This window comes from Micromonospora sp. NPDC004336 (assembly GCF_053602615.1).
Genome location: NZ_JBSGDY010000053.1, coordinates 18,408 through 35,848 on the forward strand (window position 1 = coordinate 18,408; position 17,441 = coordinate 35,848).

At 72.6% G+C, this 17,441-nt stretch carries 17 protein-coding genes; 13 read left to right on the forward strand and 4 right to left on the reverse strand.

Features of this window, described 5'->3' with window-relative positions; translation table 11 throughout:
- Genes ACWENR_RS14105 through tkt form a run of 3 tightly spaced genes read right to left on the reverse strand, consistent with a single transcriptional unit; the run spans position 1 to position 4,980 of the window.
- The gene (locus ACWENR_RS14105) at positions 1 to 1,650 is read right to left on the reverse strand and encodes a glucose-6-phosphate isomerase (RefSeq protein WP_452277398.1); all 1,650 of its coding nucleotides are present in this window, start codon (positions 1,648 to 1,650) and stop codon (positions 1 to 3) included.
- Positions 1,647 to 2,825, reverse strand: a complete 1,179-nt coding sequence (gene tal / locus ACWENR_RS14110) for a transaldolase (RefSeq protein WP_452277399.1) — start codon at positions 2,823 to 2,825, stop codon at positions 1,647 to 1,649. The genes ACWENR_RS14105 and tal overlap by 4 nt, the downstream gene beginning before the upstream one ends.
- Positions 2,826 to 2,841: 16 nt before the next feature.
- Entirely contained in the window at positions 2,842 to 4,980 is a 2,139-nt protein-coding gene (tkt, locus tag ACWENR_RS14115) for a transketolase (protein WP_452277400.1), read from the reverse strand.
- Positions 4,981 to 5,243: 263 nt separating this feature from the next.
- Between tkt and ACWENR_RS14120 the strand changes: the two genes are divergently transcribed.
- The 3 genes from ACWENR_RS14120 (at position 5,244) to ACWENR_RS14130 (ending at position 7,874) form a co-directional block, all read left to right on the forward strand.
- Positions 5,244 to 6,200, forward strand: a complete 957-nt coding sequence (locus tag ACWENR_RS14120) for a heme o synthase (protein ID WP_452277401.1) — start codon at positions 5,244 to 5,246, stop codon at positions 6,198 to 6,200.
- A gap of 411 nt (positions 6,201 to 6,611) precedes the next feature.
- Positions 6,612 to 6,944 (forward strand): hypothetical protein, encoded by a 333-nt coding sequence (locus tag ACWENR_RS14125; protein WP_452277402.1) that lies wholly within the window; start codon positions 6,612 to 6,614, stop codon positions 6,942 to 6,944.
- 6 nt (positions 6,945 to 6,950) lie between these two features.
- On the forward strand, positions 6,951 to 7,874 hold the full coding sequence (locus ACWENR_RS14130; RefSeq protein WP_452277403.1) for an ATP-grasp domain-containing protein: 924 nt from the start codon (positions 6,951 to 6,953) through the stop codon (positions 7,872 to 7,874).
- A gap of 85 nt (positions 7,875 to 7,959) precedes the next feature.
- Here ACWENR_RS14130 and ACWENR_RS14135 read toward each other — a convergent pair whose 3' ends face one another.
- Positions 7,960 to 8,922 carry a COX15/CtaA family protein gene (locus tag ACWENR_RS14135; protein ID WP_452277404.1) on the reverse strand — a complete coding sequence of 321 codons (963 nt, stop codon included), beginning with the start codon at positions 8,920 to 8,922 and terminating at the stop codon, positions 7,960 to 7,962.
- A gap of 98 nt (positions 8,923 to 9,020) precedes the next feature.
- On the opposite strand from ACWENR_RS14135, the gene ACWENR_RS14140 reads away from it, so the two are divergent.
- From ACWENR_RS14140 to ACWENR_RS14185, 10 genes are all read left to right on the forward strand, one after another.
- Complete coding sequence (locus ACWENR_RS14140) at positions 9,021 to 9,773, forward strand: helix-turn-helix transcriptional regulator (RefSeq protein WP_452277405.1); 753 nt, start codon at positions 9,021 to 9,023, stop codon at positions 9,771 to 9,773.
- The gene (gene sufB, locus ACWENR_RS14145) at positions 9,770 to 11,200 is read left to right on the forward strand and encodes a Fe-S cluster assembly protein SufB (protein WP_357465121.1); all 1,431 of its coding nucleotides are present in this window, start codon (positions 9,770 to 9,772) and stop codon (positions 11,198 to 11,200) included. Before ACWENR_RS14140 ends, sufB begins: the two co-directional genes overlap by 4 nt.
- Positions 11,201 to 11,294: 94 nt before the next feature.
- Positions 11,295 to 12,437: a Fe-S cluster assembly protein SufD gene (gene sufD / locus ACWENR_RS14150; RefSeq protein WP_452277406.1), complete on the forward strand. Its 1,143-nt coding sequence runs from the start codon at positions 11,295 to 11,297 to the stop codon at positions 12,435 to 12,437.
- Positions 12,437 to 12,763: a non-heme iron oxygenase ferredoxin subunit gene (locus ACWENR_RS14155; RefSeq protein ID WP_091105221.1), complete on the forward strand. Its 327-nt coding sequence runs from the start codon at positions 12,437 to 12,439 to the stop codon at positions 12,761 to 12,763. Before sufD ends, ACWENR_RS14155 begins: the two co-directional genes overlap by 1 nt.
- Positions 12,763 to 13,536: a Fe-S cluster assembly ATPase SufC gene (gene sufC, locus ACWENR_RS14160; RefSeq protein ID WP_447140047.1), complete on the forward strand. Its 774-nt coding sequence runs from the start codon at positions 12,763 to 12,765 to the stop codon at positions 13,534 to 13,536. The genes ACWENR_RS14155 and sufC overlap by 1 nt, the downstream gene beginning before the upstream one ends.
- Positions 13,537 to 13,565: 29 nt before the next feature.
- Positions 13,566 to 14,870, forward strand: coding sequence for a cysteine desulfurase (locus ACWENR_RS14165; protein ID WP_452277407.1), 1,305 nt, complete (start codon positions 13,566 to 13,568; stop codon positions 14,868 to 14,870).
- A gap of 43 nt (positions 14,871 to 14,913) precedes the next feature.
- Positions 14,914 to 15,390 carry a Fe-S cluster assembly sulfur transfer protein SufU gene (gene sufU / locus ACWENR_RS14170; RefSeq protein WP_452277408.1) on the forward strand — a complete coding sequence of 159 codons (477 nt, stop codon included), beginning with the start codon at positions 14,914 to 14,916 and terminating at the stop codon, positions 15,388 to 15,390.
- Entirely contained in the window at positions 15,387 to 15,842 is a 456-nt protein-coding gene (locus ACWENR_RS14175; RefSeq protein WP_452277409.1) for a metal-sulfur cluster assembly factor, read from the forward strand. Before sufU ends, ACWENR_RS14175 begins: the two co-directional genes overlap by 4 nt.
- Before the next feature lie 168 nt (positions 15,843 to 16,010).
- Complete coding sequence (locus tag ACWENR_RS14180; protein WP_452277410.1) at positions 16,011 to 16,601, forward strand: TIGR03086 family metal-binding protein; 591 nt, start codon at positions 16,011 to 16,013, stop codon at positions 16,599 to 16,601.
- Between the two features lie 161 nt (positions 16,602 to 16,762).
- Positions 16,763 to 17,392: a LysE family transporter gene (locus tag ACWENR_RS14185; RefSeq protein ID WP_452277411.1), complete on the forward strand. Its 630-nt coding sequence runs from the start codon at positions 16,763 to 16,765 to the stop codon at positions 17,390 to 17,392.
- The last annotated feature ends 49 nt before the right edge of the window (positions 17,393 to 17,441 follow it).

Here is a 17,441-nt window from a genome sequence, read left to right on the forward strand (position 1 = left end):
TCACGCCCGCAGCGTCCCGGCCGCATCCAGCAGCTGGGCCACGCCCGCCGACCGGTCGGTCAGGTGCAGCCGCACCACCGGGCGCTGCCGCTCCGCCAGGGCCTGCCGGTCGCCGGCCGCCTGCGCCGCCTGCAACTCCCCGAAGGTGTACGGCCGGCCCGGCACCGGCAGGTCGTCGGTGACCGCGCCGGTGAGCTGGAGGTAGCTGCCGACCTGCGGGCCGCCCTTGTGGTATTGGCCCGTCGAGTGCAGGAACCGGGGCCCCCAGCCGAAGGTGACCGGCCGCCCGGCCGCCCCGGCCAGCAGCGGCCGCAGCCGGGCCGCGTCGGCGTCGGCGAACCGGTCGAGGTACGCCATCACGGCGAGGTAGCCGTCGCCGCCCAGCCCGTCGACCAGCCAGCGGAGCACGCCGGCCAGGTCGCCCGGGGCGCCCTGCGGCGCGTACACCTCGATCGCGCCCTCGGTGAACGACGGCGTCTCCGCCGGCGGCCCGGAGGCGAGGATCTTGTTGGTGTTCTCCTTGGACTCGGTGACGTTGGGCTGGTTGAACGGGTCGATGCCGAGCACCGCGCCGGCGATCGCCGTGGCGTACTCCCAGGCCAGGAACTGGGCGCCGAGCGGGCCGTTGACGGCCACGTCGGCGGTGGCGCCGCCGCCGGGGACGGCGCCGGTGGCCAGCGCCCCGCCGTAGGTCACGGTGAGCACGTCGTCGCCGGTGGCGCCGGGGCTGCGCGGGGACTCCACGACGACCGGGAGAATGCCGACCCCGGACTTGCCGGTGGACTCGGCGATGAGCTGCTCGGCCCAGTCGCCGAGGCCGTCGATGCCGGTGCCGTCGGAGACCAGGGCGACCTTGTCGCGCCCCATCGTGGCCGCCGCGCCCAGGGCGGCGCCCAGCGCCAGGCCCGGATTGTCCCGGTCGCCGCCCAGCGACCGGGACAGCGCGTCGGCCTCGTCGAGCAGCTCGGCCACCTCGACGCCGGCCAGCGCCGACGGGACCAGCCCGAACGCGGTCAGCGCCGAGTAGCGACCGCCCACGTTCGGGTCGGCCAGCACGGTGAAGGCGCCCATCTCGGCGGCGGTGGCCTCCAGCGGCGAGCCCGGGTCGGTGACGATGACGAAGTGCCGGCCGGCCTCCGCCTCGGTCATCCCGGCGTCCAGGAACGCCTGCCAGTAGGCCCGGCGGTGGCTGTCGGTCTCCACCGTCGAGCCGGACTTGCTGGCCACCACGACCACGGTGCGCTCCAGCCGGTCGGCCAGCGCCGCCCGGACCTGCCCCGGGTCGGTGGTGTCGAGCACGGTCAGCTGCCTGCCGAGGGTGCGCGCGATGACCTCGGGCGCCAGCGACGAGCCGCCCATGCCGGCGAGCACCACGTGGTCGAGGTCGGCCAGCTCGGCCTTCAGCTCGGCGAGCTGGGGGAGCAGCTCGCGGCTGCGCCGGTGGGTGTCCACCCAGCCGAGGCGGATCTTCGCCTCGGCCTCGGCGTCCGGGCCCCACAGGGTCGGGTCCTTCTCGGCCAGCCGGCCTGGGACGCCGGCGGAGACCAGCGCGTCCCGGGTCGAGGCGGGGGCCGACCTGTCGACGGTGTCGGCGCCGTGCACGGCCAGCCCGGCGGCCGCCTCGACCGGCCCGTTGAGCAGGTCACTCACGCGTTGCCTCCCGCCTGTTGCGCGGCCTGGGCGTTGCCCTTCGCGGCGCTGCCCGGGTGGCCGGTGCCCCTGCCGGCGGCGGCCAGCGACTTGCGGACGCCGTCGAGCAGCTCCTGCCAGCTCGCCTCGAACTTCTCCACGCCCTCGCGCTCCAGGGTGGCGATGACGTCGGACATGTCGACGCCGACCGACTCCAGGCCCGCGAACACCTGGCGGGCCTCGTCGTACGAGCCGGTGATGGTGTCGCCGCGGGTCTCGCCGTGGTCGGCGTAGGCGTGGACGACCGGCTCCGGCATGGTGTTGACCGTGCCGGGGGCGACCAGCTCCTCGACGTAGATGACGTCGCGGTAGTCCGGGTTCTTGGTGGAGGTCGACGCCCACAGCGGCCGCTGCGGGTGCGCGCCGGCGTCGGCGAGGGCCTGCCAGCGGTCGGAGGAGAAGACCTCGCCGTAGCGCTCGTACGCCAGCTTGGCGTTGGCCACGGCTGCCTTGCCGCGCAGCGCCTTGGCCTCGTCGGAGCCGAGCTTCTCCAGCCGCTTGTCGACCTCGCTGTCGACGCGGGAGACGAAGAACGACGCGACCGAGCCGATCTTGCTCAGGTCGCGGCCGTTGGCCTTCGCCTGCTCCATGCCGGCCAGGAACGCCTCCATCACCTGCGAGTAGCGGTCCAGCCCGAAGATCAGCGTGACGTTGACGCTGATCCCCTCCGCCAGGGTGGCGGTGATGGCCGGCAGGCCCGCCTCGGTGGCCGGGATCTTGATGAAGAGGTTGGGGCGGTCGACCAGCCACCACAGCGCCTTGGCCTCGGCGACGGTCTTGTCGCTCTCGTGGGCCAGCCGCGGGTCCACCTCGATGGAGACCCGGCCGTCGACGCCCCCGCTGCCCTCGTACGACGGGCGCATCACGTCGCACGCCCACCGCACGTCGTAGGTGGTGAGCATCCGCACGGCCTCCTCGACCTCCACCCCACGGGTGGCGAGGTCGCGCAGCTGCCAGTCGTACTCGTCGGCGTCGCTCAGCGCCTTCGCGAAGATCGTCGGGTTGGTGGTCACCCCGGCCACGTGCTTCTCCCGGCGGAGCTGGTCGAGCCCGCCGGAGCTCAGTCGTACCCGGGAAAGATCGTCGAGCCAGACCGCCACGCCCGCGGCGGTGAGTTCGCTCAGCCTGTCCGTCATGCCGTCCACGCTCCCCTCAGTTGCCGGTCGTGAAACCGGTGATGTCGCCCACCCGGGTCATCGCCGCGTGCGCGGCGGCCACGATCCGGTCGGGGGTGAACCCGAACTGCTCGAACAGCACGGTGTGCGGGGCGCTGGCGCCGTAGTGCTCCAGGCTGACGCTCTCGCCGAGGTCGCCGACGACGCCGCGCCAGGACATGGCGATGCCCGCCTCCACGCTCACCCGTGCCTTTACCCCGCGCGGGAGCACCGACTCCCGGTACGCCTCGTCCTGCTCGTAGAACCACTCCTGGCAGGGCATGGAGACCACCCGGGTGGGGGTGCCGTCGGCCTCCAGCCGCTCCCGGGCGGTCAGGCAGAGCTGCACCTCGGAACCGGTGCCGACGAGGATCACCTGCGGCTTGCCGTTGGAGGCCTCCGCGAGGACGTAGCCGCCCTTCGCCACGCCCTCGGCGCCGGCCAGGGTCGACCGGTCGAAGGTCGGCAGCGCCTGCCGGCTGAGCGCCAGCGCGGTCGGGCGGTCGGTGTGCTCCAGGGCCTGCCGCCAGGCCCAGGCGGTCTCGTTGGCGTCGGCCGGGCGCACCACGTCCAGGCCCGGGATGGCCCGCAGCGCGGTCAGGTGCTCCACCGGCTGGTGGGTCGGGCCGTCCTCGCCGAGGCCGATCGAGTCGTGCGTCCAGACGTAGATCACCGGCAGCTTCATCAGCGCGGCGAGCCGGACGGACGGGCGCATGTAGTCGCTGAACACCAGGAACGTGCCGCCGTACGGGCGGGTGCCGCCGTGCAGGGCGATGCCGTTGAGGATCGCGCCCATGGCGTGCTCGCGGATGCCGAAGTGCAGCGTGCGGCCGTACTCGTGGCCGGGGAAGTCCTTGGTGGCGTGGACGGCGGGCACGAAGGAGGGCTCGCCCTTCATCGTGGTGTTGTTGCTCTCGGCCAGGTCGGCCGAGCCGCCCCACAGCTCGGGCAGCACCGGCGCGAGCGCCTCCAGGACCTTGCCGGATGCGGCGCGGGTGGCGATGCCCTTGGCGTCGGCCGGGAACTGCGGCAGCGCCTCGGCCCAGCCCTGGGGCAGCACCCGGCCGGCCATCCGGTCGTAGAGCGACCTGCGCTCCGGGTTCGCCTCCGCCCAGGCGTCGAACGCCGTGGTCCACTCCTGCTGGGCGCGGGCGCCGCGCTCCATCACCAGGCGGGCGTGCCCGAGCACCTCCTCGTCGACCTCGAAGGACTGCGCCGGGTCGAAGCCGAGGAGCTGCTTCGTGGCGGCGACCTCGTCGGCGCCGAGCGCGGAGCCGTGGATCTTGCCAGTGTTCTTCTTGTTGGGCGCGGGCCAGCCGATGATGGTGCGCAGCGCGATGAAGGAGGGGCGGCCGGTCTCGGCCTTCGCCGCCAGCAGCGCCTGGTAGAGCGCCTCCACGTCCTCGTGGTAGTCGCCCTGGTCGGCGTCGCCGGTGCGCCAGTCGACGGTCTGCACGTGCCAGCCGTACGCCTCGTAGCGGGCCGCGACGTCCTCGCTCTTGGCGATGCGGGTGTCGTCCTCGATGGAGATCTCGTTGTCGTCGTAGATCACGCAGAGGTTGCCGAGCTGCTGGTGGCCGGCGAGGGCGCTGGCCTCGTGGCTGATGCCCTCCTCGATGTCGCCGTCGGAGGCGATGCACCAGATGTCGTGGTCGAAGACCGACGCGCCCGGCTCCGTCTCCGGGTCGAACAGGCCGCGCTCGCGGCGGGCCGCCATCGCCATGCCGACCGCGTTGCCCATGCCCTGGCCCAGCGGCCCGGTGGTGGTCTCCACGCCCGGGGTGTGCCCGTGCTCGGGGTGGCCGGGGGTGAGCGAGCCCCACTGCCGCAGGGACCTGAGATCCTCCAGGGCCAGCGGGTAGCCGGAGAGGAAGAGCTGGATGTAGAGCGTGAGGCTGGAGTGGCCCGCCGAGAGCACGAACCGGTCCCGGCCGGGCCAGTTCGGGTCGGCCGGGTTGTGCCGCATGACCCGGTTGAAGAGCAGGTAGGCCGCGGGCGCGAGGCTCATCGCGGTGCCCGGGTGGCCGTTGCCGGATTTCTCCACGGCGTCCATGGCCAGCACGCGGACGGTGTCGACGGCCCGGCGGTCGAGGTCGGACCAGTTGAGTGCGGGGTGCTCGGGTCGATTGGCAGCCACGATGGTTGTGCTCCTCGGCAGATGGGCGGAACCCTCAGGGATGACCCTATCGAGCGGTCCTAAACGTCCGCCCGGGGATCTCGTCATGCTGGTCTGTGCGTGTCCGGGAGGATCGGTGGTCCACCCGGCGGTGTGACGGCCCGCACCGTTGTCGGGTCGCCCGGGCAGCCAAAACGACAACGCGTAGTCTGTGGTGCGGTGTGTGGCCCGAGTCGGGTCCGACCGACCCGACCTCCCCTGCCGACGCCGGAAGGTGGCAATCCGTGAGCATGATCACCGAGCGCCCCGTCAGCAACCCCACCGGCAAACCGGTGCGCAAGGCGGCGGAGGCGCCGGCGGTCGCCCGGCGGGACCCCCGAGCGGTGATCTCGGCGTACGTGACGCTGACCAAGCCGCGGATCGTCGAGCTGCTCCTCGTCACCACCGTGCCGGCGATGATGCTCGCGGACGGCGGCCTGCCCTCGCTGTGGCTGATGGCCGTGGTGCTGGTCGGCGGCTCGCTCGCCGCCGGCGCGGCGAGCGTCATCAACTGCTACATCGACCGGGACATCGACCAGCTGATGCGGCGCACGAAGCGCCGTCCGTTGCCGGCGCACACGGTGACGCCGCGCAACGCGCTGATCTTCGGGCTGGTGCTGGCCACGGTGTCGGTCGCGTTGATGGCCGCGTTCACCAACCTGCTGGCCGCCGGGCTCACCCTGGCCGCGATCGTCTACTACGACGTCGTCTACACCCTCTGGCTCAAGCGCACCACGACGGCGAACACGTTCTGGGGCGGGGCCTGCGGGGCGGCGCCGGTGCTGATCGGCTGGGCGGCGGTGACCGGGTCTCTCTCCCCGGCCGCGTGGGCGCTGTTCGCGGTGGTCTTCTTCTGGCAGATGCCGCACTTCTACCCGCTGGCGATGAAGTACAAGGACGACTACGCCCGCGCCGGCATCCCGATGCTGCCGGTGGTGGCCTCCACCCGGCGGGTGAACGCCGAGATCATCGGCTTCGCCTGGCTGACCGTGGCGTCCTCGCTCGCCGTCTGGCCGCTGGGCATGAGCCTGATCTACGGCGTGCCCGCCGTGGTGGTCGGCGCCATCTTCGTGGTGGAGGCGCACCGGCTCGCCCGCCGGACCGCGCGGGGCCAGGCCGTGAAGCCGATGCGGCTGTTCCACTGGTCGACCACCTACCTGACCATCCTCTTCGCCGCCGTCGCGCTCGACGCGCTGATCTGATCCGGGTCGCGACCGGCCACGGCCGGGGCGCCTCCCCAGTGGTGGCGGGAGCGTTCCCCGCGACCGGCGGGTTCCCCCGCCCCCGGCCGCCTTCTCCCGGCGCCATGCCGGCCCGCCGCCGTACTTCTCTCACCGGTACGCCGGCTCGCCCCGTCGCCTCGTCGTCCCGGCAAATCATCATCGTGTATGCCTTGTCCGGGTTTCTCGTCACATCGGTGTCACCTTCGGTATCGGTCCCAGAGGCGGGTCGTGTGCCGGCTGGCACCGGTTCGGCCCGGAGATTTCGCCCGACGAGTCCGGATAAAGCCGGCGAGTTAGCCTGTGCTCTTCCTTAAACCTCCAGGTAATCGGCATCACAAAAGGTTCATGGTTCTCGCCCGCCGGGGTGGATGTCTGCTTACGCTTCGCGTCATGGCAGATGGTTCCGATACGACGCTGACGGCCGAAGAGACCGCCGGGCAGGCCCCCCAGGGCCTGGTCGCGGGCATCAAGTCGTTCGCCGCCGGACACGGCGGGGCGAAGGCGGTCATCGAGTACGTCGGCAAGCGCGGCGCACGCATCGTCCTCGTGGGTGAGGACGGGGTGTGGGGCGACCAGTTCGCGGACGACACCGTCGTCGCGCGGCAGGCCTGCGCGAAGGCGGGTGTCACCGTCGAGAACGCCTGGGAGCGTGAACTGATGGACCAGATGCGTCCGAGCAACGACCTCTGGCGGTCGATGGCCCGGCGCTCGATGGCCCGTTGACATAAATTGACCAACCACCACCAGTCGACCCGGGGGGAACCCCGGGTCGCTCTCGTCACCTGTGCCGAACTGCCCGACCTCGAGGCCGACGACCGGCTGGTGCTCGACCCGCTCGCGCGCCGCGGCGTGACCGCCGAGCCGGTGGTCTGGGACGACCCGGCCGTCGACTGGGCCGGCTACGACCTGGCCGTGCTCCGCTCGCCGTGGGACTACATGGCCCGCCGCGACGAGTTCGTCGCCTGGGCGGCCGCCGTCCCGGCCCTGGCCAACCCGGCCGACGTCGTCGAATGGAACACCGACAAGCGGTACCTCGCCGAGCTCTCCGCCGCGGGTGTGCCCACCGTGCCCACCGCCTGGGTCGAGCCGGGCGAGCGCTGGCAGCCGCCCGCCGACTCCGGCGAGTACGTGCTCAAGCCGTCCGTCAGCGCGGGCAGCCGGGACACCGGCCGCTACGACCTGGCGGATCCGGAGCACCGCGAACTGGCCGTCGCGCACGCGCGGCGGCTCGCCGCGGCCGGCCGCGTGACCATGGTTCAGCCGTACCTGGACGCCGTCGACACCGCCGGCGAGACGGCGCTGCTCTACCTGGCCGGCCCGGACGGGCTGGCGTACAGCCACGCGATCCGCAAGGGCGCCTTGCTGACGGGACCGGATCTGGGCGTGGAGGGGCTGTACAGGCCCGAGGAGATCGCCCCGCGGGCGGCCACGCTGGAGCAGGCGGCGGTGGCGCGTCGGGCCCTCGCGGCGGTGCCGGGCGGGACGGAGCGGCTGCTCTACGCCCGGGTCGACCTGATCCCCGGCCCCGACGGCACCTCGATCCTGGTCGAGCTGGAGCTGACCGAGCCGTCGCTGTTCCTCGGGTACGACGACGGCGCCGCCGACCGGCTGGCCGACGCGATCCTGACCCACCTGCGCCGCCCACCGCGCTGACCCGGCGCCAGGCGCCGCCGCGGTGCGGACCGCCCGACGCCCCGGCGTCGGCGGCCGTCGCCGACGCGCCGACCCGGGTGACCCGTCAGGCGGCGACGGGTACGGCGTCCTCGGTGAAGGTGGGCTCCGGGGTCGGCGCCACGGCGCGGCGCTCGCGGGTGGACCACTGGACCGAGAGGGTGGCGAGCAGCACCAGGCAGGAGCCGAGCATGTGGGCGCCCACCAGCGCGGCCGGCAGGTGGGTGAAGTACTGCACGAAGCCGATCAGGCCCTGGCCCAGCTCGACGGCGACCAGTACCAGCGCGGCCCGGGCGGCCCGCCGCGCGCCGACCGCGCGGAACGCGAACACCAGCGCCACCGACAGGCCGATCAGCAGGAAGACGCTGTCGGCGTGCACCTGGGAGATCGTCTCCGGGTCGAGCCCGTTGCGGGCCGCGCCCGCGTCGCCCGCGTGCGGGCCGCTGCCGGTCACCCAGGTGCCGATCACCAGCACGGCCGCGCTGACCACGGTGGTGAGCAGGGCCAGCGTCCGCAGCGGGGCCGGCACGACGGCCACCGCCGGGCCCGCCGGGTCCTTGATCCGCCGCCACAGCGCGTACGCGGCCGCGATGACCGCCATCGAGGCGAGGAAGTGCAGGCCGACCACCCACGGGTTGAGGTCGGTGAGCACGGTGATGCCGCCGACGACCGCCTGGGCGGGGATGCCGAGGAGCACGGCGACCGCGAGGGGAACCAGTTCGCGGCGGAGGGGGCGGTGCAGCAGCACGGCCACCAGCACCGCGAGCGCGATGACGCCGACCGCGAAGGTGAGCAGGCGGTTGCCGAACTCGATCGCCCCGTTGATGCCCATCTCGGCGGTCGCCACGTACGACTCGTCGGTGCACCGGGGCCAGGTGGGGCAGCCGAGACCGGATGCGGTGAGGCGGACGGCCCCGCCGGTGACGACGATGCCCACGTTCGCGATGATCGAGGCGAGCGCGAGGCGGCGCAGCAGGGCGGTGGAGACCGGGAACCGGACGATTCGCTTCACGGCGCAAATCCTACGCACCGTAGTGGAGCACGATCGGGTGACTCCGCCGGCGCGGTGGTTGGGATCACCGGGACCCGGGTTTGCGACCCCCCGGCGAATTACGTAACGTGGGCGTTGTGAAAAACGCGGCGGCGCTCTCCGGGCACCAGCCGGCGGCCGCCCCGGCCGCCGGTCAGTCCGCGTCCGCCGGCGACGTCTCCACCCGCGACCGGGTCACCCGGCTGCTGCTGGAGCGGGGGGCGACCACCGCCGCGCAGCTCGGTTCGGCGCTCGGGCTCAGCCCCGCCGCCATCCGCCGGCACCTCGACGCGATGCTCGCCGACGGTGACGTTATCGCCCGCGACCAGGCCGTGCGCGGCCACCGGGGTCGCGGCCGGCCGGCGAAGGTGTTCCTGCTGACCGACGCCGCCCGGGGTCGCTGCGGCACCCACCACTACGACAACATGGCCACCGCCGCGCTGCGCTGGATCGCCCGCAACGGCGGCTCCGAGGCGGTCGAGGCGTTCGCCGCCGACCAGGTGGCCGCCCTGGAGGCCCGCTGCCGGGCCGCCATGGAGGACGCCGGCGACGAGCCCCTGGCGCGGGCCGAGGCGCTCGCCGGGGCACTGACCGCCGAGGGCTACGCTGCCAACGCGTCCACGATCGCCTCCGGCGGCCAGCTGTGCCAGCACCACTGCCCGGTGGCGCACGTGGCCGCCGAGTTTCCCCAGCTGTGCGAGGCCGAGACCGCGGTGATCTCCCGCCTGGTCGGCACCCACGTGCAGCGCCTGGCCACCATCGCGCACGGCGACGGGGTGTGCACCACGCACATCCCCACCCAGCCGCGCATGTCCGGTAACACCGTCACCACTGTGAGGACAGATAGATGACCGAGCAGATCGTCCAGCCCCTGACCCAGGAAGAGCAGCTCGCCGCCCTGGGTCGCTACGAGTACGGCTGGGCCGACCCCGACGTCGCCGGGGCGGTCGCCCAGCGCGGCCTCAACGAGGCGGTGGTGCGGGACATCTCGGCCAAGAAGAACGAGCCCGCCTGGATGCTCGACCTGCGGCTGAAGGGCCTGCGGCTGTTCGGCCGCAAGCCCATGCCGGCCTGGGGCGCCGACCTCACCGGGATCGACTTCGACAACATCAAGTACTTCGTCCGGTCCACCGAGAAGCAGGCCACCAGCTGGGAGGACCTGCCCGAGGACATCAAGAACACCTACGACAAGCTGGGCATCCCCGAGGCGGAGAAGCAGCGGCTGATCGCGGGCGTCGCGGCGCAGTACGAGTCCGAGGTCGTCTACCACAAGATCCGTGAGGACCTGGAGGAGCAGGGTGTCGTCTTCCTCGACACCGACACCGCCCTCAAGGAGCACGAGGACCTGTTCAAGGAGTACTTCGGCACGGTCATCCCGGTCGGCGACAACAAGTTCGCCGCGCTGAACACCTCCGTCTGGTCCGGCGGCTCGTTCATCTACGTGCCGAAGGGCGTGCACGTGGAGATCCCGCTGCAGGCCTACTTCCGGATCAACACGGAGAACATGGGCCAGTTCGAGCGGACGCTGATCATCGTCGACGAGGGCGCGTACGTGCACTACGTCGAGGGCTGCACCGCGCCCATCTACTCCTCCGACTCACTGCACAGCGCCGTCGTGGAGATCATCGTCAAGAAGAACGCCCGGTGCCGCTACACGACCATCCAGAACTGGTCGAACAACGTCTACAACCTGGTCACCAAGCGGGCCGTGTGCCACGAGGGCGCGACCATGGAGTGGATCGACGGCAACATCGGCTCCAAGGTCACCATGAAGTACCCGGCGGTCTACATGACCGGCGAGCACGCCAAGGGCGAGGTGCTCTCGGTGGCCATGGCCGGCGAGGGCCAGCACCAGGACGCCGGCGCCAAGATGGTGCACGCCGCGCCGCACACCTCCTCCACCATCGTCTCGAAGTCGATCGCCCGCGGCGGCGGCCGGACGTCGTACCGGGGCCTGGTGCAGGTGCTGGAGGGCTCGACCAACAGCCGCAGCACGGTCAAGTGCGACGCCCTGCTGGTCGACACGATCTCCCGCTCCGACACCTACCCGTACGTCGACATCCGCGAGGACGACGTGTCGATGGGGCACGAGGCCACCGTCTCCAAGGTCAGCGAGGACCAGCTCTTCTACCTGATGAGCCGGGGCCTGAGCGAGGACGAGGCGATGGCGATGATCGTGCGCGGCTTCATCGAGCCGATCGCCAAGGAGCTCCCGATGGAGTACGCCCTGGAGCTCAACCGGCTGATCGAGCTGCAGATGGAGGGCGCGGTCGGCTGACGCCGCCGGCCCTCGCGCGGCCCCAGCCCGTCGCGCCGCGTCGCGAGCAGCCCGTCCGACCCTCCGACCAATCGCAGAACAGACCAAGGAAGAAATGACTACCCAGGCTTCCGCGCCGCCCAGCACCAAGTCGCAGGCGCTCCGCTCGTACGACGTCGCCGACTTCCCGGCCCTGACGGGCCTGGAGGAGGAGTGGCGGTTCACCCCGCTGAAGCGCCTGCGCGGCCTGGTCGGCGGGGCGCAGGCCGCCACCGGCACGGTCCGCCACGAGCACGGCGACCTGCCCGAGGGCGTGGCCGTCTCCCGGATCGGCAAGGACGACCCCCGGGTGGGCGGCGTGCTCACCCCCGTCGACCGGGTCAGCGCGCTGGCCTACGGCGGGGCCGGGCAGGCGCTGCTGGTGCAGGTGGCCCGGGACGCGGTGGTCGCCGACCCGGTGACCCTGCGGGTGGTCGGCGACGGCGCCGACGGTCTGGCCTTCGGGCACACCTTCGTCGAGGTCGGCCGGTTCGCCGAGGTGACCCTGGTGCTGGAGCACACCGGGTCGGCGACGCTCGCCGACAACGTCGAGGTGAGCGTGGCCGACGGGGCGAAGCTGACCCTGGTCACGGTCGCCGACTGGGCCGACGACGCGGTGCAGGCCCAGCACCTCAAGGTCAAGCTGGGCCGCGACGCCAAGGTGGTGCACGTCCAGGTCACCCTCGGCGGCGACCTGGTCCGGCAGTACACCTCGGTGGAGTACACGGACCGGGGCGGCGAGGCCGAGCTGTACGGCCTCTACTTCGCCGACTCCGGGCAGCACCTGGAGCACCGCCAGCTGGTCGACCACAGCGTGCCGGACTGCCGCAGCTACGTCGGCTACCGGGGCGCCCTGCAGGGCGAGAGCGCGCGCACCGTCTGGGTGGGCGACGTGCTGATCCGCGCCGAGGCGACCGGCACCGACACGTACGAGATCAACCGGAACCTGCTGCTGACCGACGGCGCGCGGGCGGACTCCGTACCCAACCTGGAGATCGAGACCGGCGAGATCGCCGGCGCCGGCCACGCGAGCGCGACCGGCCGCTTCGACGACGAGCAGCTGTTCTACCTGATGGCCCGGGGCATCCCGGAGGCCGAGGCGCGCCGCCTGGTGGTCCGCGGCTTCTTCGCCGAGCTGATCAACAAGATCCCGGTCGAGGAGCTGCGCGAGCGGCTCGGCGACGCCATCGAGGCCCGACTGGCCAGGGCCGGCGCCTGATGATCAAGATCTGTTCGACCGAGGACGTGCCGAAGGGCACCGCGATCAGCGCCGACGTCGACGGCACGCAGATCGCGGTCGTGCACGGCGAGGACGACAACTTCTACGCCGTCCACGACGAGTGCTCGCACGCCGCGGTCGCGCTCTCCGAGGGCGAGGTGTCCGGCTGCACCCTGGAATGCTGGCTGCACGGATCCCGTTTCGACCTGAGGACCGGCGAGCCGACCGGGCTGCCCGCCACCGAACCCGTTCCCGTCTATCCCGTCGAAGTCCGCGACGGCGACATCTACGTCAGCCTCACGCCGAGCAATGGAGTGACCCGATAATGAGCACCCTGGAGATCCGCGACCTGAAGGTGTCGGTCAAGCTGCCCGAGGGTGAGCTCAAGCCGATCCTCGCCGGGGTAGACCTGACGGTGAGGTCGGGGGAGACCCACGCGATCATGGGCCCGAACGGGTCCGGCAAGTCGACCCTGGCCTACTCGATCGCCGGCCACCCCAAGTACGAGATCACCGGCGGCTCGGTGACCCTCGACGGCGAGGACGTGCTGGCCATGTCCGTCGACGAGCGGGCCCGCGCCGGCCTCTTCCTGGCCATGCAGTACCCGGTCGAGGTGCCGGGCGTGTCCGTGGCGAACTTCCTGCGCACCGCCAAGACCGCCATCGACGGCGAGGCGCCGAAGCTGCGCACCTGGGGCGGCGAGCTGCGCGGCGCCATGGAGCGCCTCCAGATGGACCCGGCGTTCGCCCAGCGCAACGTCAACGAGGGCTTCTCCGGCGGCGAGAAGAAGCGGCACGAGATCGTGCAGCTGGAGCTGCTCAAGCCGAAGATCGCCATCCTCGACGAGACCGACTCCGGCCTCGACGTCGACGCGCTGCGCGTGGTCAGCGAGGGCGTCAACCGGGTCCGCGACACCGGCGACACCGGCATGCTGCTGATCACCCACTACACCCGGATCCTGCGCTACATCAAGCCGGACTTCGTGCACGTCTTCGTCGCCGGCCGGATCGTCGAGCAGGGCGGCCGGGAGCTGGCCGACAAGCTCGAGGAAGAGGGCTACGAGCGGTACGTCGCCGGGGCCGGTTCGGCCCGGGCCTGAGTCCTCGGAGAATGGGTGGGGCCGTCGACATGACTTCCATCGCGATCCCGCCGGGGATGCCGCAGTACGACGACGTGCCGCGTTACGACGTGGCCAAGGTGCGCGCCGACTTCCCGATCCTCGACCGGGAGGTCAACGGGCACCGGCTGGTCTATCTCGACAGCGCCAACACCTCGCACAAGCCGCGGCAGGTGCTCGACGTGCTCGCCGAGCACTACGCCGCGCACAACGCCAACGTGTCCCGCTCGGTGCACACGCTGGGCACGGAGGCCACGGAGGCGTACGAGGGCGCGCGGGCGAAGGTCGCGGCGTTCGTCAACGCGCCGAGCGTGGACGAGGTGGTGTTCACCAAGAACTCCACCGAGGCGATCAACATCGTGGCGTACGCGTTCTCCAACGCCTCGCTGCGCCCCGACGCCGACCCCCGCTTCCGGCTCGGCCCCGGCGACGAGATCGTGATCTCCGAGATGGAGCACCACTCGAACATCGTCCCGTGGCAGCTGCTGGCCGAGCGCACCGGCGCGACGCTGCGCTGGTTCCCGGTCACCGACCACGGGCGCCTGGACGAGTCCGGGCTGGAGGACCTGGTCACCGAACGGACGAAGATCGTCTCGCTGGTGCACATGTCCAACATCCTCGGCACCGTCAACGCCACCTCGCGGATCACCGAGCGGGTCCGGCAGGTGGGGGCGCTGCTGCTGCTCGACTGCTCCCAGTCGGTGCCGCACATGCCGATGGACGTGGTCGACTACGACGCCGACTTCATCGTCTTCACCGGGCACAAGATGTGCGGCCCGACCGGCATCGGGGTGCTCTGGGGCCGGGCCGAGCTGCTGGCGGCGATGCCGCCGGTGCTGGGCGGCGGGTCGATGATCGAGACGGTGTCGATGGCGCGCTCGACGTTCGCCGCGCCGCCGGCCCGCTTCGAGGCGGGCACCCCGCCGATCGCCGAGGCGGTCGCGCTGGGCGCCGCCGTCGACTACCTCAGCGGCATCGGGATGCGCGCCATCCAGTGGCACGAGAAGGAGCTGACGGCGTACGCGCTGGACGCGCTCGGCTCGGTGCGGGGCCTGCGGATCTTCGGGCCGACCGTGCCGGTGGGCCGGGGCGGCACCATCTCGTTCGCCCTCGGCGACATCCACCCGCACGACGTGGGGCAGGTGCTCGACTCCCTCGGCGTGCAGGTGCGGGTGGGCCACCACTGCGCCCGGCCGGTGTGCACCCGGTTCGGCGTGCCGGCCATGACGCGGGCCTCGTTCTACCTCTACACCACCACAGAGGAGATCGACGCCCTGGTGGCGGGCCTGGAGCGGGTGCGGAAGGTGTTCGAGTGAGCGGCGGACGCAGGGGCCCGCGGATCGACGGGAGTTCGGCCTGATGCAGCTTGAGTCCCTTTACCAGGAGATCATCCTGGACCACTACAAGCACCCGCACGGCCGCGGCCTGCGGGACGCGGGCGACCCGGCGGACCGGGTGGCCGAGGCGCACCACGTGAACCCGACCTGCGGCGACGAGGTGACCGTCCGGGTCGCCACCGACGGCGACGTGCTGCACGACGTCTCGTACGACGGCATGGGCTGCTCGATCAGCCAGGCGTCGGCGAGCGTGCTGCACGAGCTGCTGGCCGGTCGCGGCGCGGACGAGGCGTTCCGGGTGCACGAGGCGTTCGTCGAGTTGATGTCCGGCCGTGGTCAGGTCACGCCGGACGAGGACGTGCTCGGTGACGGGGTGGCGTTCGCGGGCGTCGCCCGCTACCCCGCCCGGGTCAAGTGCGCGCTGCTGCCGTGGATGGCGTTCAAGGACGCCGCGGCACGCGCCGGCGTGGGCGTGAGCCCTTCGGAGGTTAAGGCATGAGTAGCGAGGACACCGCCACCGCGGCGACGCCGGCGGTCGACGGCACGACGACGCCGGAGACGGCCACGGACGCCGCGGCGGCCACCGGCACCGCGCCGGCCACGGCTGCCGCGCCGTCGGCCCGGGGCCGGGCCGCCGTCGCCGACATCGAGGAGGCGATGAAGGACGTCGTCGACCCCGAGCTGGGCATCAACGTGGTCGACCTGGGCCTGGTGTACGGCGTGCACGTCGACGACGACAACGTCGCCACCCTGGACATGACGCTGACCTCGGCGGCCTGCCCGCTGACCGACGTGATCGAGGACCAGGCCCGGCAGGCGCTGACCACCGGCCCGGGTGGCGGCCTGGTCGACGACATCCGGATCAACTGGGTGTGGCTCCCGCCGTGGGGCCCCGACAAGATCACCGACGAGGGGCGCGATCAGCTCCGCTCCCTCGGCTTCAACGTCTGACCGGCTTTTCCGGTCGATCCGCCTCGAGCGCGACACCCCAGGGGTGCCGCGCTCGACGCGTCTTCGGGTCCGGCGAAAATAGCGAGTGGAACGGATCATTCCGTTCTGCTATGCTGGTCCTCGGAACGGAGCGGACGGGTTCCGCACCACATCACAGGGGGTCAGAACATGAGCGCAACCGCAACCGGACAGTGGCGGACCGTGCTGAGCGAGGCGCACGACGCGCTCCGGACGACCGTCGCGGGGGTTCCGGCCGACGCCTGGGAGCGGCCCACCCCGTGCGAGCGGTGGACGGTCACCCAGGTGCTCCAGCACGCGATCGGCGACCAGCTGGCCTACGCCGCGGCGATCGTCGGGGGGCCCTGGCCGTCGGAGGACCCGTTCGCCCCCTCCGGCCGCATCGACGGCGATCCGGCGGCCGAGCTCCGGGCCGCCCTCGACGCCTCCGCCGCCGCCTGGGCGGGGATCGCCGACGACGACCCCGAGGTGCCGACGCCGCTGCCGATGGGCAAGCTGCCGGCCGAGATCGGGGCCGGAGCGTGCGCCCTCGACGCGGCGGTGCACGCCTGGGACATCGCGACGGCCACCGGGCAGCCGTCCCCGCTCACCGACGCGCTGGCCCGTCCGCTGCTGACGGTCGCCCGGCAGATCGTCGAGCCGCTGCGCGCCTACGGGGCGTACGCCCCGGCGATCGACCCCGGCGCGGACGCGGACGACGTCGCCCGACTGCTGGGCTACCTCGGCCGTCGGCCCGCCTGACGGCACCCGGGCCGCGGGGGTCCCGCCCCCGCGGCCCGGTCGCCCGCTCGCGGGACCGGGTGCGTCTCGCGCCACCGCGACGAGGTGAAACTCGGTTCCGCAGCCGAACGGGCGGCGGCAGGATGGCCCGGTGACCGACCGCCGTGCCGTGCCCGTACGCCATGAGTGAGGCCTTCGTCGCCGGCCTGCTCGCCGGCTACGGCGTGGCGATACCCGTCGGCGCCATCGCGGTCCTCATCCTCGGGCTCACCGCCCGTACGTCGTTCCGGGTCGGCGCCGCCGCCGCGTTCGGAGTGGCGACGGCCGACGGGCTCTACGCCGCGGTGGCGGCCCTCGGCGGCGCCGTGGTCGCCGGGCTGATCGCCCCGGTCGCCGGGCCGCTGCGGCTGGCCGCCGCCGCCGTGCTGCTCGCCCTCGCCGGCCACGGGGCCTGGCGCGCGCTGCGCCCGGGCGGCGCGTCGGCGGGCCCCGCCGGCAGTCGCCGGGGCCTGGACACCCCGGCCCGGGCCTTCGCCGGCGTGCTGGCCCTGACCCTGCTGAACCCGGCGACGGTGGTCTACTTCGCCGCCCTCGTCATCGGCCGGCAGGGCGGGGCGGACGCGGGCACGGCCGACGCGCTGCTCTTCGTGACGGGCGCCTTCGTCGCCTCGGCCAGCTGGCAGCTGCTGATCGCCGGTGGGGGCAGCCTCGTCGGGCGGGTGCTGACCGGGCCGCGCGGCCGGCGGGTCACGGCGCTGGTCTCCAGCGCCCTGATCGCGGCCCTGGCGGTGGCCATGCTGCTGCCCCGGTGAGGTCCCGGCGGGAAACGGGGCCGGGGCCGGCGACCTCCCGCGCGGGGAG

Bases quoted from the DNA above. Each gene is read 5' to 3' on its own strand.
- ACWENR_RS14125 (WP_452277402.1), top strand. From the start codon at position 6,612: ATGGCAGATGGTTCCGATACGACGCTGACGGCCGAAGAGACCGCCGGG.
- sufD (WP_452277406.1), top strand. From the start codon at position 11,295: ATGACTACCCAGGCTTCCGCGCCGCCCAGCACCAAGTCGCAGGCGCTC.
- sufC (WP_447140047.1), top strand. From the start codon at position 12,763: ATGAGCACCCTGGAGATCCGCGACCTGAAGGTGTCGGTCAAGCTGCCC.
- ACWENR_RS14185 (WP_452277411.1), top strand. From the start codon at position 16,763: ATGAGTGAGGCCTTCGTCGCCGGCCTGCTCGCCGGCTACGGCGTGGCG.
- sufU (WP_452277408.1), top strand. From the start codon at position 14,914: ATGCAGCTTGAGTCCCTTTACCAGGAGATCATCCTGGACCACTACAAG.
- ACWENR_RS14165 (WP_452277407.1), top strand. From the start codon at position 13,566: ATGACTTCCATCGCGATCCCGCCGGGGATGCCGCAGTACGACGACGTG.
- sufB (WP_357465121.1), top strand. From the start codon at position 9,770: ATGACCGAGCAGATCGTCCAGCCCCTGACCCAGGAAGAGCAGCTCGCC.
- ACWENR_RS14180 (WP_452277410.1), top strand. From the start codon at position 16,011: ATGAGCGCAACCGCAACCGGACAGTGGCGGACCGTGCTGAGCGAGGCG.
- ACWENR_RS14155 (WP_091105221.1), top strand. From the start codon at position 12,437: ATGATCAAGATCTGTTCGACCGAGGACGTGCCGAAGGGCACCGCGATC.
- tal (WP_452277399.1), bottom strand. From the start codon at position 2,825: ATGACGGACAGGCTGAGCGAACTCACCGCCGCGGGCGTGGCGGTCTGG.
- ACWENR_RS14175 (WP_452277409.1), top strand. From the start codon at position 15,387: ATGAGTAGCGAGGACACCGCCACCGCGGCGACGCCGGCGGTCGACGGC.